Annotated in this window: 22 protein-coding genes and 1 tRNA gene; 19 read left to right on the forward strand and 4 right to left on the reverse strand. The window is 61.1% G+C overall.

All coding sequences use genetic code 11. The features are described from left to right. Positions 1 to 40: 40 nt before the first annotated feature. The gene (locus GRF63_RS08860; RefSeq protein ID WP_160485665.1) at positions 41 to 2,038 is read right to left on the reverse strand and encodes a M3 family metallopeptidase; all 1,998 of its coding nucleotides are present in this window, start codon (positions 2,036 to 2,038) and stop codon (positions 41 to 43) included. A 116-nt stretch (positions 2,039 to 2,154) separates the two neighbouring features. Here GRF63_RS08860 and GRF63_RS08865 point away from each other — a divergent pair, with 116 nt between their 5' ends. From GRF63_RS08865 to GRF63_RS08875, 3 genes are read left to right on the forward strand one after another with little or no spacing between them, the layout of a single operon-like run. Next, the gene (locus tag GRF63_RS08865) at positions 2,155 to 3,519 is read left to right on the forward strand and encodes a M28 family peptidase (RefSeq protein ID WP_160485666.1); all 1,365 of its coding nucleotides are present in this window, start codon (positions 2,155 to 2,157) and stop codon (positions 3,517 to 3,519) included. Between the two features lie 21 nt (positions 3,520 to 3,540). Continuing rightward, positions 3,541 to 5,868, forward strand: coding sequence for a ribonuclease R (gene rnr, locus GRF63_RS08870; RefSeq protein ID WP_237392397.1), 2,328 nt, complete (start codon positions 3,541 to 3,543; stop codon positions 5,866 to 5,868). 48 nt (positions 5,869 to 5,916) lie between these two features. Then, the gene (locus GRF63_RS08875) at positions 5,917 to 6,432 is read left to right on the forward strand and encodes a peroxiredoxin-like family protein (RefSeq protein WP_160485668.1); all 516 of its coding nucleotides are present in this window, start codon (positions 5,917 to 5,919) and stop codon (positions 6,430 to 6,432) included. Here GRF63_RS08875 and GRF63_RS08880 read toward each other — a convergent pair. Continuing rightward, positions 6,424 to 6,876: a universal stress protein gene (locus GRF63_RS08880; protein ID WP_160485669.1), complete on the reverse strand. Its 453-nt coding sequence runs from the start codon at positions 6,874 to 6,876 to the stop codon at positions 6,424 to 6,426. The two genes, GRF63_RS08875 and GRF63_RS08880, sit on opposite strands and share 9 nt — an antisense overlap. A gap of 128 nt (positions 6,877 to 7,004) precedes the next feature. Between GRF63_RS08880 and GRF63_RS08885 the strand changes: the two genes are divergently transcribed. The 16 genes from GRF63_RS08885 to mazG all read left to right on the forward strand — a co-directional run bounded on the left by GRF63_RS08885 (position 7,005) and on the right by mazG (position 21,568). Further along, complete coding sequence (locus GRF63_RS08885; protein ID WP_160485670.1) at positions 7,005 to 8,327, forward strand: pyruvate dehydrogenase complex dihydrolipoamide acetyltransferase; 1,323 nt, start codon at positions 7,005 to 7,007, stop codon at positions 8,325 to 8,327. An 81-nt stretch (positions 8,328 to 8,408) separates the two neighbouring features. Further along, a complete protein-coding gene (locus GRF63_RS08890) occupies positions 8,409 to 8,786 on the forward strand; it encodes an acyl-CoA thioesterase (RefSeq protein ID WP_160485671.1) in 378 nt (125 codons plus the stop codon). Continuing rightward, positions 8,783 to 9,589, forward strand: coding sequence for a dienelactone hydrolase family protein (locus tag GRF63_RS08895; protein WP_160485672.1), 807 nt, complete (start codon positions 8,783 to 8,785; stop codon positions 9,587 to 9,589). The genes GRF63_RS08890 and GRF63_RS08895 overlap by 4 nt, the downstream gene beginning before the upstream one ends. Positions 9,590 to 9,667: 78 nt before the next feature. Further along, positions 9,668 to 11,080: a dihydrolipoyl dehydrogenase gene (lpdA, locus tag GRF63_RS08900; protein ID WP_160485673.1), complete on the forward strand. Its 1,413-nt coding sequence runs from the start codon at positions 9,668 to 9,670 to the stop codon at positions 11,078 to 11,080. Between the two features lie 257 nt (positions 11,081 to 11,337). Next, positions 11,338 to 11,427: transfer RNA gene (locus GRF63_RS08905), tRNA-Ser, on the forward strand. A 123-nt stretch (positions 11,428 to 11,550) separates the two neighbouring features. After that, on the forward strand, positions 11,551 to 12,429 hold the full coding sequence (locus GRF63_RS08910; RefSeq protein ID WP_160485674.1) for a DUF8021 domain-containing protein: 879 nt from the start codon (positions 11,551 to 11,553) through the stop codon (positions 12,427 to 12,429). A gap of 78 nt (positions 12,430 to 12,507) precedes the next feature. Next, positions 12,508 to 13,539 (forward strand): lytic murein transglycosylase, encoded by a 1,032-nt coding sequence (locus tag GRF63_RS08915; RefSeq protein WP_160485675.1) that lies wholly within the window; start codon positions 12,508 to 12,510, stop codon positions 13,537 to 13,539. Continuing rightward, complete coding sequence (locus tag GRF63_RS08920) at positions 13,523 to 14,608, forward strand: SPOR domain-containing protein (protein ID WP_160485676.1); 1,086 nt, start codon at positions 13,523 to 13,525, stop codon at positions 14,606 to 14,608. The genes GRF63_RS08915 and GRF63_RS08920 overlap by 17 nt, the downstream gene beginning before the upstream one ends. A gap of 20 nt (positions 14,609 to 14,628) precedes the next feature. After that, the gene (locus tag GRF63_RS08925) at positions 14,629 to 15,813 is read left to right on the forward strand and encodes a D-alanyl-D-alanine carboxypeptidase family protein (protein ID WP_237392398.1); all 1,185 of its coding nucleotides are present in this window, start codon (positions 14,629 to 14,631) and stop codon (positions 15,811 to 15,813) included. Next, positions 15,810 to 16,445, forward strand: coding sequence for a dTMP kinase (gene tmk, locus GRF63_RS08930; protein ID WP_160486294.1), 636 nt, complete (start codon positions 15,810 to 15,812; stop codon positions 16,443 to 16,445). The genes GRF63_RS08925 and tmk overlap by 4 nt, the downstream gene beginning before the upstream one ends. Then, on the forward strand, positions 16,442 to 17,407 hold the full coding sequence (locus GRF63_RS08935; RefSeq protein ID WP_160485677.1) for an AAA family ATPase: 966 nt from the start codon (positions 16,442 to 16,444) through the stop codon (positions 17,405 to 17,407). The genes tmk and GRF63_RS08935 overlap by 4 nt, the downstream gene beginning before the upstream one ends. Beyond that, positions 17,400 to 18,965: a methionine--tRNA ligase gene (metG, locus tag GRF63_RS08940; protein WP_160485678.1), complete on the forward strand. Its 1,566-nt coding sequence runs from the start codon at positions 17,400 to 17,402 to the stop codon at positions 18,963 to 18,965. The genes GRF63_RS08935 and metG overlap by 8 nt, the downstream gene beginning before the upstream one ends. A 2-nt stretch (positions 18,966 to 18,967) precedes the next feature. Beyond that, positions 18,968 to 19,789, forward strand: coding sequence for a TatD family hydrolase (locus GRF63_RS08945; RefSeq protein ID WP_337189643.1), 822 nt, complete (start codon positions 18,968 to 18,970; stop codon positions 19,787 to 19,789). Then, positions 19,786 to 20,553: an MBL fold metallo-hydrolase gene (locus GRF63_RS08950; RefSeq protein ID WP_160485680.1), complete on the forward strand. Its 768-nt coding sequence runs from the start codon at positions 19,786 to 19,788 to the stop codon at positions 20,551 to 20,553. Before GRF63_RS08945 ends, GRF63_RS08950 begins: the two co-directional genes overlap by 4 nt. Continuing rightward, the gene (locus GRF63_RS16390) at positions 20,550 to 20,717 is read left to right on the forward strand and encodes a hypothetical protein (RefSeq protein WP_202131664.1); all 168 of its coding nucleotides are present in this window, start codon (positions 20,550 to 20,552) and stop codon (positions 20,715 to 20,717) included. The genes GRF63_RS08950 and GRF63_RS16390 overlap by 4 nt, the downstream gene beginning before the upstream one ends. A 92-nt stretch (positions 20,718 to 20,809) precedes the next feature. Further along, on the forward strand, positions 20,810 to 21,568 hold the full coding sequence (mazG, locus tag GRF63_RS08955; RefSeq protein WP_160485681.1) for a nucleoside triphosphate pyrophosphohydrolase: 759 nt from the start codon (positions 20,810 to 20,812) through the stop codon (positions 21,566 to 21,568). A gap of 8 nt (positions 21,569 to 21,576) precedes the next feature. On the opposite strand, the gene hflX is transcribed toward mazG, so the two are convergent. Then, positions 21,577 to 22,893 (reverse strand): GTPase HflX, encoded by a 1,317-nt coding sequence (gene hflX, locus GRF63_RS08960; RefSeq protein ID WP_160486295.1) that lies wholly within the window; start codon positions 22,891 to 22,893, stop codon positions 21,577 to 21,579. Positions 22,894 to 22,895: 2 nt separating this feature from the next. Then, on the reverse strand, positions 22,896 to 23,486 hold the full coding sequence (hfq, locus tag GRF63_RS08965; protein WP_160485682.1) for an RNA chaperone Hfq: 591 nt from the start codon (positions 23,484 to 23,486) through the stop codon (positions 22,896 to 22,898). Between the last annotated feature and the right edge of the window lie 105 nt (positions 23,487 to 23,591).

The following is a 23,591-nucleotide window of genomic DNA, read 5'->3' on the forward strand; positions in this document are numbered from 1 at the left end:
AGGCCGCCGCTGCTATCCACCGCGGCGGCCCCATTCAATTTCAATCTTCAGGCAGGCCTTTTTCCAGATCGCGCTGAAACGCGTCGAAAGAAATGTCGCGGCCCACGAAATCTCGCACCAGCTCTGCTGCGGGGCGCGATCCGCCCGGCTCCAGCACCAGGCGGCGGTAGTCCGCTGCCGTTTCCGGATTGGTTAGCCCTTCTTCCACGAAGCGGCTGAACATGTCTGCCGCAATAACGCGAGACCAGCCGTAGGTGTAATAGGCCGCGCCATAACCATCCAGATGGTTGAATGCCGCCTGCATTTCAGATGTCGGGGAGATTGGCACGAGCGAATAGGCTTTTTGCCACTCGCGCGTTGCCTCGCCCAGATTATCTGGCGTGGGCTGGGTGTAGAGATTGTAGGAAGTCGCCGTCAGACCAAGCTGGCGCATCTCGGACATGCCCTGGTTGAAATGGCGAACGGCATTCATTCGCTCAACCAGATCGCGCGGGATCGTCTCCCCTTCCGCATTCACCGCAAAAGTCGAAAGCGTGTCGTAATCGTAGACCCAGTTTTCCAGAATCTGGGATGGTGCCTCGATGAAATCCCATTCCACGTTGATCACGCTGGTACCCGCCATTTCGTGACGGCTGCCGAAGATATAGTGCAGAATGTGGCCGAATTCATGCAGGAAAGTCGTTACCTGCCTGTGCTCCATCAGCCCTTCCGGCATGTTCTGCACCAGTGCGGCGACAGGCACCTGGCCGGGTTCGGGAGAGCCGCTGTACAGCGGCACGACATTGGCGTGGGTGTATTTTCCGGGACGGGGATGGGAATCGAGATAGAAGCGCCCGATCACTTCGCCATCCTCGACAAGTTCATAAGCGCCTACGCTCTCGTGCCAGACAGGCGTGTCCCATGCGCGCACTTCCACGCCAAAAAGGTTCTGCGTCAGCTCGAATATGCCGTCACGCACGTTGTCGTGCTGGAAATACTCGCGCGCTTCCTGCGGATCGTAGGCGTAATTGGCCTGCTGAACCTTGGGCGAAAGCCAACCGAGCTGATAGGATTCGATACGCTCCGCATCTGGGCGCAGCTGCTGCAATACCGCCAGCGCCTGATCGTAATCCGCCTGAGCCACGGGCCGCGCCGCGGCATCGGTTTGCCTAATCAGGTCTTCCACCTTCTGCGGCGTGTTCAACATCCGGTCGGAGAACTGCAGCGCGGCATAATTCTCGAAGCCGGTCAGTTCGGCCAGTTCGGCGCGCAGGGCAAAAATCTGGCGCAGCACCTCGTCATTGGCGGGGTAGGCTCGTTGGCCAAAAACTTGGGCGTACCGCTTTCGCAGCTCGTCGCTATCGGCATAGGTCATCACCGGGACGTAATCGGTCGTCGCGGTGGTGAGCGTGATCATGCCGCTCTCGCCCACCTCTCGCGCGTCGATGTAGTCCTGCGGCACGCCTGCCAGTTCTTCCGGCCTCACCTCGATAGTGCGCACGTCCTCGGCGATGTTGCGCGAAAATTCCGTGCTGAGCGCGGCCAATGCGTCGTTGATTTCCTGCACGCGGGCACGCTTTTCATCGTCCAGCGAAACGCCGGCGCGGCGAAAGCCATCCATCGTTTCGGCGTAATAGTTCTGTATCAACGTGTCCGCACTCGAAACGTCGAGCGCGGAGAGGCGATCATAGATCGGACGAGAAAGGGTCATCTCGCTCGTCAGGCCGGTAAGGCGTGCAGAGCAGGCACCGCCCGCATCGCGCTGTTCGGGCGTCAGCAGAACCTGCTGATACAAGTTCGCTTCGTAAGTTCCGGAGTACAGCAGCGCTGCAAGAGCATCATACCGCTTCAGTGTGTTTTCGACTGTCGGGACCTCGCTGTCGCCCAGCAGTGCGTCGCGGCGCAGATCCACCTGTCCGGCATAGAAATCGCAGCGCGCTTTGATTTCTTCAACGCTGGGATCGGTCATTACCGGGCCGAGAATCCGATATACCTCGCTGGCATGTGAAGGCGCGGTAATTGCGGTGGTGGCAGCGAGTGCCAGCGCGATCGTCTTCATTGTGCATATTCCCTGTTGCGTACCCGAATGTCGGTTCGCATTGGGATACCCTCAACTGGTTACACCTGCAATTGGCCATCTTGCATTGCACCCTCGGATCGGCGATCACCTTGCAAATGCGCACATTTATCCTGCCCGCGACGCTGTTCGCCGCCTTCGCCACCACCGCCAACGCACATGATCCCGCCAGCGATCCGGCAACTCCGGTCTTTGTCGAGCGGTTGCAGACCGATGTGGAAACGATGGTGTCCTTCGGCACGCGGCATACGCTTTCCAGCCTTGACGATCCTGAACGCGGCATCGGCGCGGCGCTGGATTGGGGCAGGGCGGAATTCGAAGAGACCAGCGCGGCCTGTGGCGGATGCCTGGACGTAAGCTTTGTAGAGCGTGAGATGAGCGGACGGCGCATTCCGGAGCCTGTCATGATCCGCAATGCCATCGCCATCCAGCGCGGCAGCGAGCGGCCGAACGAGGTCGTCATAATCCAGGGCCATATCGACAGCCGCGCGTCGGACGTAATGGATGCCTCCAGCGAAGCACCCGGCGCGAATGACAATGCCAGCGGCAGCGCGCTGGTGCTGGAAGCGGCCCGCGCGCTGAGCCAGAAGCAATATCCCACCACCATCGTCTACGCCCTTCTGATGGGGGAGGAGCAGGGCCTCTACGGCGGGAACCTGCTGGCCGACTATGCGATGGAGCAGGGCTGGACCGTGAAGGCCGTGCTCAACAATGATGTGGTGGGCGGCTCCTGCGGCAGTGACGGCGTGTGCGATGCAGAGCATGTGCGCGTATTCTCCGAAGGCGTGCGCGCGGATGCCAGCGATGAATGGCGCGCCCGGATGCGCAGCCTTGGCGGCGCAAACGACAGCCCCAGCCGCAATCTCTCCCGCTTTCTCGACAAGCTGGCCGAGGGTGAACCCACCGGCCTAGACGTGCGGCAGACCTGGCGCAGTGACCGGATGGGCCGGGGCGGGGACCATCTGCCGTTTCTCGACCGTGGCTATCCGGCCATCCGTTTCAGCGTGGCAATCGAGGATTACGAGCATCAGCATCAGGATCTGCGCGTGGAAGACGGCGTGACCTATGGCGACACGATCGACGAGATGGATTTCGATTTCCTCGCCGACGTTACCCGCCTGAATGTGCGCGCCGCCGATGTGCTGGCCCGCACACCCATGCCGCCGGTGGTGCAAAGCGACGGCATCGTTCGCCCCGACGTTTTGCTGGAGTGGGAGCCTGTGGCAGGCGCCGTGCGCTACAACATCTGGCGCCGCCGCACGGATGAGCGGGACTGGAGCCTTCGCAGCACGCTGCGCGCCGATCCTGCGGCAGACCTCAATTCCGTGGTGCTGGCGCCTGATCGCGGCGACGACTGGATCTTCGGCGTCAGCTCCGTGGCGGCGGACGGGGCGGAAAGCCCTGTCTCCAGCGCGGTACCCGGCGGACAGTTTTATCCGCTACCCGTCGACAGCGGGGAGTAGCGCCCCCATATGGCGGGGCACATGAACAAACCGAAAAACACAAAGAAGTTCGAAGGCCTGCCCAACAAGGATCAGGTCATGGAATTCATTCGCGGCTCCGACACGCGTGTCGGCAAGCGCGAAATCGCCAAGCATTTCCGCCTCAAGGGGCAGGAAAAAATCGCGCTGAAGGCGCTGCTGAAGGACATGGCCGAGGAAGGCCTGATCGACGGCAAGTCCAGCGCATACCACCGCATGGGCGGCGTGCCGCGCGTCACCGTGCTGAAGATCGTCGAGATTGACGATGGTGAACCTATCGGCGTGCCCGAAAGCTGGGACCCCGACGAAGGCACCGCTCCGCCGCGCCTGCGCGTGATGGAGAAGAAGAAGCAACTCGCACTGCGCACCGGCGACCGCATCCTTGCCCGCACCGAGGAAAAGGGCAGCGGCTGGCTGGCGCACCCGATGAAGAAGCTGGCCGTGGCCGAAGACCAGATGCTGGGCGTGATCGAGATCGACGGCGGCGGCAAGGCATGGCTGGCGCCGGTCGACAAGCGCATCCGCAATTCCTTCGCCGTGTCCGATCAGGGCGAAGCGGAAGAGGGCCAGTTGGTCGTGGCAGAGCCCACCGGGCGCGGGCGCAATGCCAGCGTGAAGGTGACGGACGTGCTGGGCGATCCGCTCGCCCCGCGCAGCTATAGCCTTATCGCCATTCACAAGTTCGGCATTCCCAACGTGTTCTCGCAAGAGGTGCTGGACGAGGCCGAGAAGGCCGCCAAGCTGCCGCTCAGCGAAGAGGACCGCGAAGACCTGCGCGACCTGCCCATCATCGCCATCGACCCTGCCGACGCGCGCGACCATGACGACGCGATCTGGGCCGAGAGCGACGGGGAGGGCGGCTTCCGCGCTCTCGTCGCCATTGCCGATGTTTCCTATTACGTGCGGCCCGACAGCGCGCTGGACAAGGAAGCGCGCAAGCGCGGCAACTCCGTTTATTTCCCGGACCGCGTCGTGCCGATGCTGCCCGAAGTGCTGTCTGCCGATGTCTGCTCTTTGCGCGAAGGCGAGGACCGCGCGGCCATGGCCTGCCACCTCACCATCGATGCAGACGGCAAGGTTACCAACTGGCGCTTCACCCGCGCCATCGTGCGCATTCACCAGGTGATCGCCTATGAAGATGCGCAGGCGCAGATCGACGAAGGCAATGCCACCGGCCCCATCAATGCATTGTGGGCCTGCTGGAATTCGCTGGCATCGGCGCGCGCTGATCGTGACCCCCTCAACCTGGATCTGCCCGAACGGCGCGTGGAACTGGGCGAGGATGGCAAGGTGAAGGGTATCGCCGTGCGCGAACGGCTGGATGCTCACCGCGTGGTGGAAGACTTCATGATCGCGGCCAATGTGGCGGCGGCAAAGGCTTTGGAGAGCAAGGCCAGCCCGGTCGTCTACCGCGTGCACGAACCGCCGACCCGAGAAAAGCTGATCGCGCTGCGCGAATATTTCGAAAGCATCGGCAAGAACCTGGCGCTGGGCCAGGTCATCACGCCCGGCCTCTTCAACCGCATGATTAAGGATGTGGCCGACGAGGGCGAGAAGGCGCTGGTGATGGAAGCCGTGTTGCGCAGCCAGACGCAGGCCTATTATGGCCCCAAGAACGCTGGCCACTTCGGCCTTGCGCTGGGTTCCTACGCCCATTTCACATCGCCCATTCGCCGCTATGCCGACCTGCTGCTGCACCGCGCATTGGTGGATGCCTTCAAGCTGGAACAGCCCAAGCCGAAGGACCGCGCAATCCCCGCCCATTCGGGCCTGTCAGACCGTGACCGGGACGATCTGGGCAAGATCACAGAGGCCATCAGCATCACCGAGCGCCGCGCGATGGAGGCAGAGCGCGACACCGTGGATCGCTATGTCGCCGCGTGGCTTTCGGGCCGCGTGGACGAGGTGTTCCCCACCCGTATCACCGGCGTGCAGAAGTTCGGTTTCTTCGCCACCATCGTGGGGCTGGGCGGCGACGGGCTGGTGCCTGTCAGCACGCTGGGCCGCGAATATTTCACCTATGACGAAGGCGCGCATTCACTGGTGGGCGAGAGTACCGGCACCAGCTTCACCGTGGGGGACAAGCTGGACCTGCGGCTGGCGGAAGCCAATCCGCTAACAGGCGCGCTGAAGTTCGAGCTGCCCGATAGCGAAGGCGGCCACAAGGTGGAGCCGCGCGGCAAAAGGCCGGAGAAGAAACACCGCAAGGGTGGCCCGCAGAATGGCGGCGCGGGCAAGCGTGCGCCGCGCAAGGATGCCAAGGGCAAGCACACCGTGGGCAAGCGTGGCCGGCCCGGTAACATCCGGCACCAAGGGCGCAAGAAGAAGTAGCGGAACGGGCAGGGAGCCGAGGTCGTTGGTTGGGCAAAGGAGAATTCAATGCTCAAGCCCGAACAGACCGCCCCCGACCTCGATCTACCGCTGACCATCGATGCGCGTTTCGTATTGTCGGACCAGACGCCGGACAATTTCACCATGCTGGTGTTCTATCGCGGCAAGCATTGCCCGATCTGCAAGCGCTATCTGGAGGAACTGGGCGGCCGCCTGTCCGATTTCACGAATCGCGGGATTAACGTGTTCGCGATCAGCATGGATAGCGAAGAGCGCGCCATGGTTTCTGACAAGGAGTGGGCGACCCACGATCTGCCGCTGGCGCATAGCCTGACAGAAGAGCAGGCGCGCGAGTGGGGCCTCTATATCTCGGAAAAGCGTGAAGGCAGCGAGGAGCCGGACGTTTTCAGCGAACCCGGCCTGTTCCTGCTGCGCCCTGATCGATCACTTTATTTTGCTGTCACCCAGAACGCACCCTTCACGCGCCCATCGCTGGACGAGCTGATCAAGGGAATCGATATCGTGCTGGAGAAGGATTATCCCACGCGCGGCACGTTAACTTAACGCGTCGATCTCTTCACTGGTCAAGCTGCCCGGCACAATGAACAGCGGGCAGTGCAGGCTGCCGACATGGGTGGAAAAGTGGGTAACCAGCGGACCCGGCGCACCTTCGGCAGCCGCACTGAGCACAAGAGCCGCGACTTCAGGATGTTCCAGCAGATATTCCGCCACCACGGTTTTCGCGTCCCCAACGCGCACCGCGATCTGCGGCATCTTGCCCGATTCATACATCAGTTCGCCCGCGGCGGAATTGGCCAGAACCTCCGCCCGGTCGCGCGCCTCTTCCTCGATGGTGGCCTGGACGCCGCCAAAGGCGTTGAACGTCTGGCGCGGCACCAGCGCCAGCAGGTGCACCATCCCGCCCGTCTTCGCCGCACGACGCGCCGCGAAACGCAGCGCCGTGCGCGCTTCTTCCGTCTCGTCGACAATGGTGAGATAGACGCGCATATTACATTCTCCCGGCGATGTCGTATCGGGGGAAACAACGAAAACCGCAAGATGCCTTGCCCCGCGCCGCCAAATTGGCCAGAGAGCGAGGCACGCGAAAACACGCTTTCAGGGAGCTAAGCGCCTCTATGCCGATTGCCATCAAGATGCCCGCCCTTTCACCGACCATGGAGGAAGGCACCCTCGCCAAATGGCTGGTCAAGGTGGGTGACACGGTTTCCTCTGGCGACATCATGGCCGAGATCGAAACGGACAAGGCCACGATGGAGTTCGAAGCCGTGGACGAGGGCACGATTGCCCATATCCAGGTGGATGAGGGAACAGAGGGTGTGCAGGTCGGCACGATCATCGCGACCCTCGCAGAAGATGGCGAGGATGTGGGCGATGTAGAGCCGATGGGCGATGGCGCGCCTGCCCCTTCACCAACGCCCGCAGCCAAGGAGAAGGAGGAACCTGCTCCCACACCCGCTCCGGCGGCGAAGGAAAACGCGGCACCCGCGCCTACTCCCAGCCCATCGCCTGCTCCGGCCTCTTCGGGTGATCGCGTCATCGCATCCCCGCTGGCCCGCCGTATTGCGGAGCAAAAGGGTCTCGATCTTTCGCAGGTGAAAGGCAGCGGCCCCAACGGCCGCATCGTCAAGGCTGACGTCGAGAATGCCAAGCCCGGCAAGGCCGCCGATGCCGCTCCGGCTCCAGCCGCCAGCGCGCCTGCGCCCACCCCGGCACCCGCTGCCGCGCCAACGGGCGCACAGGATTTCGGCATTCCGCACGACGTCGAAAAGCTGTCCTCCATGCGCAAGGTGATCGCCAAACGCCTGACCGAGAGCAAGCAGACCGTGCCGCATATCTACCTCACCGTGGATATCCGCCTCGATGCCCTGCTGAAGCTGCGCAGCGAACTGAACGCCGCGCTGGAACCTCAGGGCGTGAAGCTGTCGGTCAACGACATGCTGATCAAGGCGCTGGCCAAATCGCTGGAGCAGGTGCCCGCTTGCAATGTGCAATTCGCCGGTGACACCATGCTGCAATTCAAGCGCGCCGATATCTCCGTCGCCGTGTCCATCCCCAATGGCCTGATCACCCCCATTGTGAAGGATGCAGGGGCCAAGGCGATGAGCAAGATCAGCACCGAGATGAAGGATCTCGGCAGCCGCGCGAAGGAAGGCAAGCTGGCCCCGGAAGAATTCCAGGGCGGAACCGCCAGCCTTTCCAACATGGGCATGTTCGGCATCAAGCAGTTCGAAGCCGTCATCAACCCGCCGCAGGGCATGATCATGGCCATCGGCGCTGGCGAGAAGCGGCCTTACGTCATCGACGATTCGCTTCAGATCGCCACCGTGATGAGCGCAACCGGCAGCTTCGACCACCGCGCCATCGACGGTGCGGACGGCGCGCAGCTGATGAAAGCCTTCAAGGAACTGTGCGAGGCGCCGCTGGGACTGGTAGCCTGAGGCGCCAGTTTTTCACACCGACACCATTTAGCGGGGACAGATTGAGTGTGCTGAGAATAGCAGAGAGGTTTTGTCTTCCGCATGCCTGATCGCGACCCCGCCATCCGCGTCACCGCGATGCCTGCCGATGCCAATGCCTATGGCGATATCTTCGGCGGCTGGTTGATGAGCCTGATGGATTCCGGCGCGGGACTCACCGCCTCGCGCCATGCCAAGGGCAGGGCAGTGACCGTGGCGATTGACGCAGTTGAATTCCTCAGCCCGGTAAAGGTGGGGGACGAGGTCTCCATCTACTCCAAGATCATCAGAACGGGCCGCACCAGCATCGCGATTGATATCGAGGCATGGCGTCGTCACCGCGAATCGGAAGAGGAAGTGATGGTGACGCGGGCAACCTTCACCTTCGTCGCCGTGGATGATGCCGGCAAGCCGCGCCCACTTGAAAGCCGTGCTGCATGATCGGGCGTGTTGCCGCTGTTGCCGTTATCGGCCTGGCATCGGCATGCGCCCCCGGTGGCGAAATCGGAGATCGCATGATGACCAGCCATCCCAGCGCCGATCAACATTATTACCCCTCCGCTACAGATGGTGAAGGGCAGGGGAACCCATGGATCGTCATCCTGCCCGGCGGCGGCGGGATCGAGGTATTCGGCGACACCGAATTCTATTTCGACGTGGCCCGGCATTGGAACAGCCGCGGCCTCGATGCACTCGTGGTCCACTACCAGGAGGCCGCCCCCATCCTCGGTATCGAGAGCGAAGGCATCCCCGGCCCGATGGAAGCGAAGGTGGTGCGCGATGCGCTGGCCTCTGCCGAGCGCGAGGGCTGGCTGGACCTGCAATGCCCCGGCTTCGTGATCGGATTTTCCGCTGGTGGTTCCGGCGTGCTGTCGCTGGTGAATGATCCGGTGCCGAACCTTGTGGGTGCCATTGGCTATTATCCGCTGGTACTCGGTCAGCCCGAAGACTTCACCGCGCAGGTGCCGATGCTGGTGCTGCAGGGCGAGGCCGACGACCTCACTACTCCAGAAGCGCTGGACAGTTTCCTCCAGACGGCCACGCCGCAGGAGAACTTCATCGTGCACCGCTACGAGGGGGCAGAGCATGGGTTCGACATTCCCTCACTTGCCAAACCGGTTGAATACAACGGCGGTGTATTTCTCTATGAGGAGGAAGCCGCAAAAGCCGCAGGACGCGAAGCTAATGCCTTCGTTGCCCACTTGCTGGCTGACCGGGGCACGCCCGATTGTGGAGGCAGCTAGTCCATGCGCCACCCACTTCCCGACTTCACGGCCGCATCGGCCACCATCCGCCACACACACTTGCTTGCAGGATAGATCATGAGCAATTCCTACGACGTCATCGTTCTCGGTTCCGGCCCCGGCGGCTATGTCGCCGCCATTCGCTGTGCGCAGCTTGGCCTGAAAACCGCCATCGTCGAACGCGAGAACCTGGGCGGCATCTGCCTCAACTGGGGCTGTATCCCCACCAAGGCGCTGCTGCGCTCCGCAGAGATCCTGCATTATGCGCAGCACGCCAAGGATTACGGTTTGAAAATCGCGGGCGAGATCGAGGCTGATCTGGACGCAGTGGTGAAGCGCAGCCGCGGCGTGGCCAAGCAGCTGAACCAAGGCGTGACGCACCTGATGAAGAAGAACAAGATCACCGTCCATATGGGGGAGGGCACGCTGACCGGGCCTACCTCGCTGACGGTGAAGGGCGAGAAGGGCGAAGAAAAGCTCACCGCCAAGCATGTGATCGTCGCCACCGGTGCCCGCGCGCGTGACCTGCCTTTCGCCAAGGCCGACGGAAAGCGCATCTGGACCTATCGCCACGCGATGACCCCGTCCGAAATGCCGAAGAAGCTGCTGGTGATCGGCAGCGGTGCAATCGGCATCGAATTTGCCAGCTTCTACAATGACATGGGCGCAGATGTTACCGTGGTCGAAATGCTGGACCGCGTCGTGCCCGTGGAAGATGCGGACGTGTCCGGCTTCCTCCAGAAAGCGCTCACCAAGCAGGGCATGACGATCATGACCGGCGCGGGTGTCGAGGATATCAAGGCCGACGACAAGGGTGTGAAAGCCAAGATCAAGGGCAAGGACGGCAAGGTTGCCGATCACGAATTCAGCCACTGCATCGTCGCCATCGGCATCATGCCCAACACGGAAAACGTAGGGCTGGAAAAGCTGGCAGAGATGGACCGCGGCTTCATCCAGATCGACGATTACGGGCGGACCAAGTCAAAGGGGCTGTGGGCCATCGGTGATTGCACGCCGGGGCCGTGGCTGGCGCACAAGGCCAGCCACGAAGGCGTGACCACCGCAGAAGCGATTGCGCAGGAACTGGGCAACAAGGATGTGCATCCGCACCCGCTTAACCGCGATGCCATTCCGGGCTGCACCTATTGCCACCCGCAGATCGCCAGCGTTGGCATGACGGAGGCAAAGGCCAAGGAAGCCGGTTACGAGGTGAAAGTCGGCATGTTCCCCTTCATCGGCAATGGCAAGGCCATCGCATTGGGAGAGGCAGAGGGTTTCACCAAGACGGTGTTCGATGCCAAGACCGGTGAACTGCTGGGCGCACATATGATCGGCGCGGAAGTGACCGAAATGATCCAGGGCTATGTCGTCGGCAAGACATTGGAGACGACCGAAGCGGAGTTGATGCAGACGGTGTTCCCGCATCCCACCATCTCTGAATCCATGCACGAAAGCGTGCTGGCCGCCTATGGCCGGGCGATCCATATCTGATGGCTTAATTTGCGACGAACCGCTGGTCGCAAATACCGGAAAACATTCACCTCTCGCGCGTTTGTAGTGCGAGAGGTGAACATCATGGAATACGAAATTTCAGATCAGCCGCAGGATCAATACCGCCCGGAACGCAAGGCCATGCAGCCGGAAGTTCTCGATCAGGATGCGGACCTTTTGGAAGAAGATCGGCAATTGTCCTGACACCAGGTCGTGACAGCGCGGAAAAATCGCGCTAGCGGGCATCGCGCTGCGCTGGACAGGTGGCAGAGCGGTTGAATGCACTGGTCTTGAAAACCAGCAAGGGTGCAAGCCCTTCGTGGGTTCGAATCCCACCCTGTCCGCCAGCAAACTTCTCTTACCCACTTTCCTCATTCACCTAGGTGACAGCCAAGAGCGGCCACGCTAGAAATCGGATGAAGTCAATTTGCCGGACCAACCGGCATGATCGTTCGAGAGGATCGCCTGATATGAACCGCAAGCTTTGCGCTGCCCTTGCCGCCACCGCTGCTGCCGCCACAATCGCCACTGCCGCGCCCGCACAGGCCCAGGGCGCCTGCGATCGCGAAATGCTGCAAGGCATCGCCAATGATTGGGTTTCCGCGCTCGAGAAGGGCACGATGATGACCATGAACCTAGGCGAATGGGTCGAATATAACGAGAATTTCCAGCGCGGTTCGCTTGGCGGGTTCCTTACCCCGGCACGGGAAGTGGACTGGCACCTTGCCCTGCTGGACACCACGACATGCCAGGTGTTTGTCGAGGCCGTTATGCTGGACGAGGAAAATCCCATCGTCAGCGCAACGCAGATCAGCAACGGCTTCTTCGGTGTTGGGCCCTTCGATAATATCGTGACCGACAAGGGTGACTGGCTGTTCGATCCGCAAGCCACCTATGAATATGCCCGGCGCGAGGACTGGGGCGATATTCCGGAAGGTGAGCATGCCACGCGCGAGGAACTGATCGCCGCTGCCGATGCTTATCTGGACCTGTTCAACGATCCCGGCGTCGAAGTGCCATGGGGTGAGCCTTGTGCGCGGCTGGAAGGCGGCGTCTACACCGGTCGTGGAGAGCCGACCGACACCTGCAACGTGGGCGTTCCCGAAGGTGTTGAGCTGAAGAACCGCCGCTACGTGGTCGACGAAGTGAAAGGCGCGGTGAACGTCATTCTGGAATTCGGTGACAACGCCTTGCCCGACAGCCACACGTTCCGCATGGAAGATGGCAAACTGCGTTACATTCACACCGTAACTGCCTGTGAAACCGAGAATTGCGGCTTCAAGCCCTTTGCCGAAATGCTGGCCGAGAACCCCGATATGCAGCCGCCGTACGCGCCTCTTGACGAGTAGGCGCAGCACAGCGGCAACTCGTCGCATTGCGAAAATGAGGGATTCCATCGCGGCGATGCGTGCAGTAGTCAGGATAGCATGACATTTCAGACCCTGCGCCGCGCCGGCGCCTTCGCTGCTGCACTGATGCTGAGCTCCTCTCCCGCCACCGCGCAAGGGGAATCCTTCAGCAGCTATCTCGATACCGTGGCCGCCCATGCCCGCGCAGAAGGGGTTAGCCAGCGCACCATCGATCGCGTGTTTTCCGGCCTTACACCCAATGACAGGGTGCTGGCGCTGGACCGGGACAATGTCTCCTCTGGCGGCTCCACCACCAGCACGGGATTTCCCTCCATGGCGGGCTATCTCAACCGTCATAACACGTCGGCCCGCATCAGCGGCGGCGTGCGCAAGCTTGCCGAAACACGCTCTATCGGTGCTGATATTGAGCGCAAATATGGTGTGCCCGCCGAAATAGTTATCGCGATCTGGGGGCATGAAACCGCCTATGGCGCGGTGATGGGCAGCTTCGATCTGCCGCGTTCGCTCGCCACGCTGGCGTGGGATGGCCGCCGCCGCACGCTGTTCGAACGTGAATTAATCGATGTGCTCAAGATGGTGGATCAGGGCGTGTCCCGCTCTCAGCTGGTGGGCAGCTGGGCAGGGGCGTTTGGCAACGGACAGTTCCTGCCAAGCGTCTATCTGCGCCTTGCCGTGGATGGCGATGGCGATGGTGACCGCGATATCTGGAACTCCGATGTCGACACCATGCATTCCATTGCGAATTATTTTCGCGATGCCGGATGGCGCACGGGAGAACCCTGGGCCGTGCGCGCCTACGTGCCCAACTCGGCAGACCGATCCGGCATTGAAAATCGCGTGACTTCGCCGGTTTGCCCGCGTGTTCACGAACGTCACAGCCGCTGGATGACCGTGCGCGAATGGCGAGAACGGGGCATTACGCCGCGCGCGCCCATAGGTGATGACGTGATGGCATCGCTGTTTGAACCCGATGGCCCGGCAGCACCCGGCTATCTCTTAACCCAGAATTATAGGGTTATACTCGAATATAACTGCTCGAATTACTACGCGATGAGTGTGGGATTGCTTGCAGATGAGATTAGTCGATAACCTGAAGACCACTGCCGGTGCACGCGCACTGGTAACCATTTTCGTTGCCTCTGGACTGGCTGCCTGTGGAACCACGGGCAGCGCAGACCTGGCACCCGTTTCCGCCATGCCCGGCAATGGACCGCAGGCGGATTATCCGATCCTGGTGGGCGAACCTTACGAGATCGCGGGCACGCTTCACACGCCCGCCGACGTCTTGAATTATGACGAGGTGGGCTACCTCACGCTAGACCCGGACACCGCCGGCTTTTCCGGCGCGCATCACAGCCTTCCCGTGCCCAGCTATGCGGAGGTGACTTCGCTGGAAACGGGTCGCACCGTGCTGGTGCGGCTGGAACGGCGCGGCCCGATGACGACGAACCATCTCATCGCCCTGTCCCCGGCCGCGATGGCGCAGCTTGGTGGCAGCGTGGAAATGCCGGTCCGCGTTCGCCGGGTGAACCCGCCAGAGGTTCAGCGTGCCATGCTGCGCGCAGGGGAGGCGGCGCCGCTGCGGATGGATACGCCCACGTCATTGCTTACTGTGCTGCAACGTCGCCTGCCGAGCAGCGGCTCTGCATCGCTTGCCACCAAAGCGGAGGCTCCAACCGCGATTGAGACAGTGGAGCTTGCCGCATCGAGCGCCGCTTCTTCGGAGGCGGAAGTGTCGCCAGCGCCTGCGCCTGATGCTGCGACGCCTGAAGAGGTGGAAGTCGTGGCAGTAGCCAGCGCGGTTGAGACCGAAGAGCTGGCCAGCGTGGAGCCAGCAGCGCAGGAGCAAGCCAACCAATTCGCCGCAGCCTTCGAAAGCGCGAGTGCCGAACCGTCCGCCGATCCCGCAGCCGAGCCTGAACAGGCAGCATCGCCAGCCCCAGACGCCGAAGGCAGCTTCCTCGTTCAGGCGGCGGCCTTTGCGAGCCAGGACAACGCCCGCCGTGCCGCAAAGTCGCTTGGCGGTGCAATCAGCCAGTCTGGCCGGTATTACCAGGTGCGCACGGGGCCGTTCATGACCCGTGGAGAAGCCGAGGCCTCGCTCGCCAATGTGCATCGTGCGGGCTATAGCGATGCTCGAATCCTGACCAGCGGCTGAGCCTTGCTTCTCTGCCGCGATTGAGCGGTGGAGATTATGTGCACAAGCTGAAGGCCTCGGTAAAAACTGCGCTGTTGGCGTCGGCCATCGCGCTTGGGGCAAACCCGGCCATGCCTGCCACGGTGCCTGCTCCGGTGCCGGAAGAAATTCCCATCGGCCTGCTGGTGGATATCTCCAACGGGCAGACGCTGTTTTCGCGTGAGGAGCACAGGCGCTTCGTCCCGGCGTCCGTTACAAAGGTGATGACGGCCTACACCGCCTTCAAACTGATCGATGAAGGCAAGCTGCGGCCCGATGCCCGCTTTGCCTATTCGCAGGAATTGGAGGATGCCTGGTACAACGAAGGCTCCAACATGTTCCTGCGCGCGGGAGAGCAGCCGACCATCGGTCAATTGCTGTTGGGCATCACCACCGTCTCCGGCAATGACGCCAGCGTCGCCATTGCCGTGGCGGCGACAGGTTCGCTGGATAGCTGGCTGGAATTGATGAATGCCAATGCCACCCAGCTTGGCATGCGCGATACGCATTTCGGTTCTCCAAACGGATTTCCCGATGGCGGGCAAACCTACACATCGGCGCGCGATCTGGCCCTGTTGGGAGAGGCGATTACACAGCGATACCCATCGCTCTATCACCGGTATTTCGGCCATCGCACCCTGCGCTGGCGTGATATCACGCAGGCAAACCATGATCCGGTAACGGGCCGCGTGGACGGTGCCGATGGGCTGAAAACCGGATATACCAGGGAGGCTGGCTTCACCTTCCTCGGCTCTGCCAAGCGTGATGGCCAGAGGCTCGTCATGGTGCTGGCCGGATCGCCCGATGGCGGATTGCGCGATCGCACGGCGCGCGCGCTGCTGAACTGGGGTTTTGACGAGTTTGAGCGGGAAACGGTCATCCCCGGCGGAGCGAAGGTGGGCGATGCCCTTGTGCAGGATGGCACCAGTGAGAGCGTCACACTGGAAACCGGAAAACCCGTCGTCGTTAACCTTGCGCGCGGGCAGGAGGACAAACGCATAGACATGGAAATCAGATATCGCGGTCCGGTGCAGGCACCGATTGCTGCCGGCGCTGAAATCGCCCGCCTCCGCCTCACCCTGAATGGGGAGCTGGCGATGGAAGTGCCGCTGGTGGCCGGCGCCGATGTGCCCAAGGCAAATGCCTTGCAAAGGGTAGTAAACGCCTGGAAAAAATGGCTGGCATGACAATCGGCAGGTTCATCACTTTCGAAGGCGGCGAAGGCGTGGGCAAATCCACGCAGGCGCAGATGCTGGTCGAAGCCTTGCGATTGCGCGGCCTTGGCGTCGTGCAGACAAGAGAGCCGGGCGGCACACCGGGGGCAGAGGCCATTCGCAGCCTGTTGCTGGACAACAGCCATGACTGGGGCACACGGGCTGAGGCGCTGCTGTTCGCGGCCGCCCGTTCCGATCACGTGGAAGGCCTGATTGGCCCGGCCCTGGATCGCGGTGACTGGGTGGTGTGTGACAGGTTCATCGATTCATCGCGCGCCTATCAGGCCGGGGGAGGGGAGTGGTCCGACGATGCGATCCTGTCCCTACATACGCTGGGCTCGCACGCGTTGATGCCCGATATCACCTTCCTGCTGCAGGCCCCGATCAAGGAGGTGGCCGAACGGTTGCACCGCCGCGATGGCGACAATTCCGATCGCATCGGCGGGAAGCCTGCCGATTATCACGCCCGCGTTGCCGAATATTTCCGGCAGATGGCGTTGAGCGATGCCGAACGCTTCGTACTGATCGACGCCAGCGGCAATCCGGAAGAGGTTCACATGCGCGTGATGCGCGCCATGGCCCCCTTCATCGGGGAGGGCGGGTGAGCAATTACATCGGCCATGATGATGCCTGGGCAGACTGGCGCCGCACCATGGCGGGTGATCGCATGCATCACGGCTGGATCCTGTCGGGCCGCAAGGGGGTTGGCAAATCGGCTTTCGCTATGGCCGCAGCGCGAGAGCTGGTGGCGGAGGATGGCGTGCCGCAGCCAACCGGCCAGCATCCCGATATCCGCTATCTCAGCCACCCGCCGCGAAACGATACCGAAGCGCGCAAGCGAGACGATGGCAAACCGTTCGAACTGGCGCGCAATATCAAGGTGGATCAGATCCGCGAATTGCAGCGCCGCCTGAATACCCGGCCCACTTTGGGCAGCCGCCGCGCGGTGATCATCGATCCTGCGGATGACATGGAAACCAGCGCGGCCAATGCCCTGCTCAAAAGCTTGGAGGAGCCACCCGCAGGCACCTTTTTCCTGCTGATCGCGCATCGCATGGGGCGGCTGCTGCCCACTATCCGGTCCCGCTGCCGGATCCTCACCTTCCCGCGCATTTCGGATCTCGATATGGACGCCATCCTTGCGCGCGAAAGCCCGCAGGCGAGTGCGCAAGAACGCTCTGCCGCGATTGCTGCGGCCAGCGGATCACCCGGCGCGGCGATTGATTTTGTGGAGCTGGATCTCGGCAAGATCCATGCCCTGATGCAGCAGGTGGCAGATCAGGGCGATCCGGACTTTGTCCTGCGCGGACGCCTGGCCGGGGCCATCGGCGCTCGCCCCAGTCGGGAGAAACAGCTTGCCGCGATTGAACTGGCGCGCGCTGTGGTGGCAGACAAGATGCACGGCATTGGCCAACATCAGATCCCGGCGATGGTGGAAACACATGGCGAACTGGTGCGGCTTGCCGGGCAGGCGCCAACCTATAATTTCGATCCGGGACTGCTGGTGATGGAAATCGGCACCTTGCTCGCCAACCTTGCGGCTTCTAGGACGCCCGCCAATGGCTGACACATTCTATCTCACAACCGCGATTCACTATCCCAACGGCAGGCCGCATATCGGCCATGCCTATGAAACAATCGCTGCCGATGTCCTCGCCCGGTTTCACCGGCAAATGGGGCGCGAAGTCCGCTTCCAGACAGGGACGGACGAACACGGTCTGAAAATGGCGCAAAAGGCCCGCGATCTGGGCCAGACACCGCGTGAACTGGCGGACGAAATGTCTGGCTATTTCCGCACCTTGTTCGATTCTCTTGATATTTCCTATGATCGTTTCATCCGCACGACGGACGATGATCACTACCGCGCCAGCAGGGCCATCTGGAAGGCGATGGAGGCGAATGGCGACCTTTATCTGGATCGCTACGAGGGATGGTACTCCGTTCGGGACGAAGCCTATTACGACGAAAGTGAGCTGACAGAGGGCGAGGGGGGCGAGAAGCTTTCCCCGCAAGGCACACCCGTTGAATGGACCGCGGAAGAAACCTGGTTCTTCAAGCTGTCCGCCTATGGCGACAAGCTGTTGCAGCTTTACAAGGACAATCCCGATTTCATCCGCCCGGATAGCCGCCGCAATGAGGTGATGCGCTTTGTCGAGGGTGGTCTGCGCGATCTCTCCGTCAGCCGCACCAGCTTTGACTGGGGCGTGCCGGTGCCGGGTTCCGATGGGCATGTGATGTATGTCTGGGTCGATGCGCTGACCAATTACCTCACCGGCCTCGGCTATCCAGACGATACGGAGGACATGGGCAAGTTCTGGCCCGCCGATCTGCACCTCGTGGGCAAGGACATCACGCGGTTTCACACAGTGTACTGGCCTGCCTTCCTGATGAGCGCCGGGATTGCCGTTCCAAAACAGGTCTATGCCCACGGCTTCTTGCTGAACAAGGGGCTGAAGGAATCCAAGTCCCTTGGCAATGTCACCGATCCATCCGATCTGGCGAATGCCTATGGCGTTGATGTGCTGCGCTACTTCCTGCTGCGCGAATTTTCCTTCGGACAAGACGGCAGCTATTCTCCAGAAGCCATTGTAAGCAGGTCAAATTCTGAACTGGCAAACAGCTTTGGCAATCTGGCGCAGCGCACCCTCTCGCTGATTTTCAAGAATTGCGAAGGCGTGCTGCCGCAGCTGGCTGGCCACACCGATGATGATGAGGCTCTATTCGCCCATGTCTCGCGCGTGATCCACCAGGATATGCCCGCCGCTTACACAGACCTGGCCTTTGCGCAGGCGCTGGAGGCGTGGATGGGCGCGGTTTTCGCCTGCAATGCTTATGTCGATGCGCAGGCGCCATGGGCGCTGAAGAAAACCGATCCGGAACGCATGAAGGTCGTTCTGGCCACGCTTTACATCTGCATCGCGCAACTGGCCGTCGCCGTAATTCCGGTGATGCCGGGATCAATGGGCAAGCTGCTGGATGCCATGGGCATCGCGCCCGAATTGCGCAATTTCGATGCCATCCGATCCGATTGGTATTCGACCCTGGCGCAATCGGATTTCAGGCTGGATAAGCCGGAAGGGCTTTTCCCCCGTCTCGATATGCCGGCGGCGGAGGCGGTGGAATGACCGTGACAACTCTCGCAAATGACGGCGCGACGCTCAATCAACCGCTGATCGACAGTCATTGCCACCTCAATTACAAGGGCCTGATCGAGCGGCAGAACGAGGTGCTGAACAATGCGCGCGAAGCTGGCGTTACCGGCTTCCTCAACATCTCCACCCGCGAAAGCGAATGGCGCGATGTGGTCGCCACCGCAGAGCGCGAGAACGACGTCTGGGCCACCGTCGGCATCCATCCGCATGAGGCTGACAAACACGCCGATCTCGGCCGGCAGGTGCTGCGCGATGCGACGGATCATCCGCGTGTCATCGGCATCGGCGAGAGCGGGCTGGACTATTATTACGACAAGTCCGACCGCGCGGTGCAGCGCGATCTTTTCCGAATGCATATCGATGTGGCGCGCGAAACGGGGCTTCCGATCGTAATCCACACCCGCGATGCGGAAGATGACACGGCCGAAATTCTTGCCGATGAAATGGGGAAGGGCGCCTTTCCGGCGCTGATCCATTGTTTCACCGCCAGCGCCGATTTCGGGCGCAAGGTCCTCGACCTCGGCCTCACGATCTCAATCTCCGGCATCGTGACCTTCAAAAATGCGAAGGACCTGCAGGATTTCGCCAAGGAGATTCCTAAGGACAGGTTGCTGGTGGAAACGGACAGCCCATTTCTGGCGCCGGTGCCGCATCGCGGGAAGACCTGTGAGCCTGCATTCGTGCGCCACACGGCGCAATTCGTGGCGGATCTGCGCGGCGAGGACGTTTCAGAACTGGCCGCAACCACATCGCGCAACTTCTTCAATTTGTTCACGAAAGCAGGAGCGCATTCGTGAGATTGCTGGTTCTTGGCTGCGGCACGTCCACGGGCGTTCCGCGCATCGGCAATGATTGGGGGGAATGCGATCCGGCAGAACCCAAAAATCGCCGCAGCCGCGTGTCGATCATTGTCGAAAGCAATGAGGGAAAGCGCCTGTTGGTCGATACGTCTCCGGATCTGCGCAACCAGTTGCTCAGCAACAATATCGGCAGTGTCGACGGCATTTTCTGGACGCATGACCATGCCGATCACTGCCACGGCATAGACGATCTGCGACCCATGCGATTTGGCCGTGCCGGGCCGATCGCAGGCTTTGCATCTGCTGAGACCTGCCGCCGCCTGCGCAATCGCTTCGGCTATGTCTTTGCAGGCCAGTATGGCTATCACACGATTGTGGAACTCAGCACGCTGGACACGCTGCGTATGCATGCAGGCTTTGGCGTGGACACTGTGGAAATGCCGCACGGCCCGATCCACACGACAGCTTACGTTTTCGAAGCCGACGGAAAATCAATAGGTTACGCCACGGATTTCGCAGAGATAACCGAAGACATGATCGACCTGTTCGATGGCGTGGACATTCTGGTGACTGACTGCCTGCGCCGCAACAAACATCCAACGCACGCCAATCTTGAAATGGCGCTGGAGCTGGCGAAACGCACCGGCGCTGGAACGACAGTGCTATCGCATCTCGATAAAAGCATGGATTATGCAACCTTGAGCGCTGAAGTGCCGGACAATGTACTCGTCGGGTTTGATGGGATGGAGCTTGTTGCATGAATGATGCATCGCTGGTTTCGATTGTCGCGCTGGTTGGCTGGCTTGTGCTGGCACTGGGAGCATATCGCTCGCACCAGGTAAACATGTCTAAGACGATCCGGCTTGCGTTGATATGGGGCTGCATCTTCACCGGATTGGCGTTTTTCTTCAGCATCGTGATGTGACGCTGCGAGTGGCCTGTCACCCTCTCGACCTATCCGCTATTTAACATAATATATATTATCATCCTTTTATCATAGAGAAAGAGGTCTTGTCCATGTCCGACCAATTGACCCGCCTCCTCTCCATAATGGCGCGATTGCGTGATCCCGATTGCGGTTGCGAATGGGATGTTGCGCAGACCTTTGAAACGATCGCGCCATATACGATCGAGGAAGCCTATGAAGTTGCCGACGCGATCGAGCGCGACGATATGGCAGACCTTCGCGGTGAGCTTGGCGATTTGCTGCTGCAGGTCGTATTCCATGCCCGGATGGCTGAAGAAGCCGGCCACTTCGCGTTTGAGGACGTAGCGCGCGCCATATCGGACAAGATGGAAGCACGGCACCCGCACATATTCGGCGATGAAACCGGTGTGATGGATGGCAAACGCTGGGAAGACATCAAGGCTGCAGAGCGCAAGCAAAGTGGATCGACCAGCACGATGGACGGCGTGGCCCGCGCCTTGCCCGCATTGCTGCGCGCTGAAAAGTTGCAAAAACGCGCCGCGCGCGATGGCTTCGATTGGCCGGATCACGATGGGCCTGCCGCAAAGCTGGCGGAAGAGATGCAGGAATTGCGCGAAGCGAACGATGCAGACCGCGCCGAAGAGGCTGGCGATCTCCTGTTTGCGGCGGTCAATCTGGTGCGGTCATACGGCATCGGCGCAGAAGATGCGCTGAAAGCGGCTAACGCAAAGTTCGAACGTCGATATCGCGCAATGGAAGCGCTGGCAGACGGCGATTTCGCAAGCCGCGATCTGGATGCGCAAGAAGCGCTGTGGCAGGATGTGAAACGAGCCGAGCGCGAAGGTTAGGAACGGGGCTAAAGCGCCTCGAAACGTCCCCATTCCTTTTCGGTCAGCCGCACTTCGATATGCCGCATCGGGCCATCGGGCCCCTCGCCGCCATCATTATCGGCCATCACCTCCCCATGTGCATGGAGCCACGCAATGCGGGCGCCATCGGACGCCGGAATCATGAAAGAGTGACGGCGTGCGCCTTCTGTCAGCACCGCGCCCAGTTTTTCGCGTAGTTTCTCAATACCTTGGCCGGTGATTGCAGAAATGGTGATAACGTCGTCATCATGCGCGGCCACCTCTGCCAGTTCATCGCGCAAGTCATCACCCAGCAGATCCCACTTGTTCCAAACTTCCAGGATCGGAGTGGGCTCCCCTTCCCCTTCCTCCTCGATCACGCCGAGATCGGTCAGCACTTGCAACACCTGCTTTTTCTGCGAAGCCGTATCGGGATTGGCGATATCGCGCACATGCAGCACGATGTCAGCTGCGGTCACTTCTTCCAGAGTTGCGCGAAAGGCCGCCACAAGCTGCGTCGGCAGGTCCGAGATGAAGCCCACGGTATCTGACAGGATCGCCTTCTCCACACCGGGCAGCGTTATGGCGCGCATGGTGGGATCGAGCGTGGCGAAGAGCAGGTCTTCCGCCATAACCTCTGCGCCGGTCATGTGATTGAAAAGCGTCGATTTTCCCGCGTTAGTGTAGCCCACCAGAGCAACCACAGGCCAAGGCGCCCTGCCCCGCCGCTTCCGATGCAATTCGCGCGTTTTACGAACCTGTTCCAGCTCGCGGCGCAGCTTTGCCATGCGATCGCGGATCATGCGGCGGTCGGCCTCAATCTGGGTTTCGCCCGGCCCGCCTAGGAACCCGAAGCCACCGCGCTGACGTTCAAGGTGGGTCCAGCTGCGCACCAAGCGGCTCGCCTGATAATCCAGATGCGCGAGCTCAACCTGCAAACGCCCTTCGGCGGTGGCGGCGCGCTCTCCGAAAATCTCAAGGATAAGGCCGGTGCGGTCGATCACCTTGCGGCCGATCTTGTCTTCCAGATTGCGCTGCTGGATCGGCGAGAGTGCGCCATCCACGATCACCAGTTCCGCCTCGTGCAGCTCGCAATCTGTGGCGATGCGTTGCACCTGCCCTTCACCAAACAGCGTGTTTGGCTTTACCTCACGAACGGGCAGGATGAATGCCTCTGCCACCACGATACCGATGGCCAGAGCCAAGCCCTTGGCCTCCTCCAGACGTGCATCGGGATCATCATCGCGGCGCTGGCTGCGGATGTCCGGGCAAACGACGAGAGCACGCGCACCGCGCGTGACCTCGCCTTCGATATCGTCATCAATGATCAGTCGTTGTCGCCCTGGCTGGGTTCATCATTCAGATCGTCATCGGTCAAATCGACCGGACGATCAGGCTGGATCGTTGACACCGCGTGCTTGTAGGCAAGCTGAACGAAGCCGTCGCGTTCCAGCAGCATGCAGAACAGGTCAAAGCTGGCGATCCTGCCCTGCAGCATCACGCCATTCACCAGGAACATGGTGACAGCCACGCCGGCATCACGCACGCGGGTGAGGAAGATATCCTGCAGCTGACGCATCTTGCGAGAGCCATTGGGTCCGGTGCCGAACTGCTCTGCATCAACAGGTTGGCCCGGCATGATGGTGGAAATAGCGTGCTTGTACACAAGCTGCGATTGCCCATCACGGCGCAGCAGGATGGAGAAATTGTCAAACCAGGTCACGATGCCTTGCAGCTTCACGCCCTTCACCAGGAACATGGTGACGGGCGTCTTTTCGCGACGCAGATGATTGAGGAATACGTCCTGCAAATTGGCGTTCTTTGCGCCCGATGCAGGCGCAGGCTTCGCGGCGCGCGTTTCAGCAACTTCTTCTTCGGCTGCCGGTCTTGCGCGTGCGGTGAGTGTGCCCTTGGCCATTGTTTGACTCCATCGTTCTTGGCGGGCGGTAACCCGCAATCTGGTGGCATTCAGTTACAAACCGAAGACTCACCGACTGCAATATTGTGCAATGCAGCGATATAT

Source organism: Aurantiacibacter rhizosphaerae (assembly GCF_009807005.1).
Lineage (GTDB): Bacteria > Pseudomonadota > Alphaproteobacteria > Sphingomonadales > Sphingomonadaceae > Alteraurantiacibacter > Alteraurantiacibacter rhizosphaerae.

Coding starts and splice junctions, on each gene's coding strand:
- lpdA (WP_160485673.1), top strand. CDS start 9,668: ATGAGCAATTCCTACGACGTCATCGTTCTCGGTTCCGGCCCCGGCGGC.
- GRF63_RS08890 (WP_160485671.1), top strand. CDS start 8,409: ATGCCTGATCGCGACCCCGCCATCCGCGTCACCGCGATGCCTGCCGAT.
- GRF63_RS08880 (WP_160485669.1), bottom strand. CDS start 6,876: ATGCGCGTCTATCTCACCATTGTCGACGAGACGGAAGAAGCGCGCACG.
- hfq (WP_160485682.1), bottom strand. CDS start 23,486: ATGGCCAAGGGCACACTCACCGCACGCGCAAGACCGGCAGCCGAAGAA.
- tmk (WP_160486294.1), top strand. CDS start 15,810: ATGACAATCGGCAGGTTCATCACTTTCGAAGGCGGCGAAGGCGTGGGC.
- GRF63_RS16390 (WP_202131664.1), top strand. CDS start 20,550: ATGAATGATGCATCGCTGGTTTCGATTGTCGCGCTGGTTGGCTGGCTT.
- GRF63_RS08860 (WP_160485665.1), bottom strand. CDS start 2,038: ATGAAGACGATCGCGCTGGCACTCGCTGCCACCACCGCAATTACCGCG.
- GRF63_RS08895 (WP_160485672.1), top strand. CDS start 8,783: ATGATCGGGCGTGTTGCCGCTGTTGCCGTTATCGGCCTGGCATCGGCA.
- GRF63_RS08920 (WP_160485676.1), top strand. CDS start 13,523: ATGAGATTAGTCGATAACCTGAAGACCACTGCCGGTGCACGCGCACTG.
- GRF63_RS08915 (WP_160485675.1), top strand. CDS start 12,508: ATGACATTTCAGACCCTGCGCCGCGCCGGCGCCTTCGCTGCTGCACTG.
- mazG (WP_160485681.1), top strand. CDS start 20,810: ATGTCCGACCAATTGACCCGCCTCCTCTCCATAATGGCGCGATTGCGT.
- rnr (WP_237392397.1), top strand. CDS start 3,541: ATGAACAAACCGAAAAACACAAAGAAGTTCGAAGGCCTGCCCAACAAG.
- GRF63_RS08865 (WP_160485666.1), top strand. CDS start 2,155: ATGCGCACATTTATCCTGCCCGCGACGCTGTTCGCCGCCTTCGCCACC.
- metG (WP_160485678.1), top strand. CDS start 17,400: ATGGCTGACACATTCTATCTCACAACCGCGATTCACTATCCCAACGGC.
- GRF63_RS08885 (WP_160485670.1), top strand. CDS start 7,005: ATGCCGATTGCCATCAAGATGCCCGCCCTTTCACCGACCATGGAGGAA.
- GRF63_RS08875 (WP_160485668.1), top strand. CDS start 5,917: ATGCTCAAGCCCGAACAGACCGCCCCCGACCTCGATCTACCGCTGACC.
- GRF63_RS08910 (WP_160485674.1), top strand. CDS start 11,551: ATGAACCGCAAGCTTTGCGCTGCCCTTGCCGCCACCGCTGCTGCCGCC.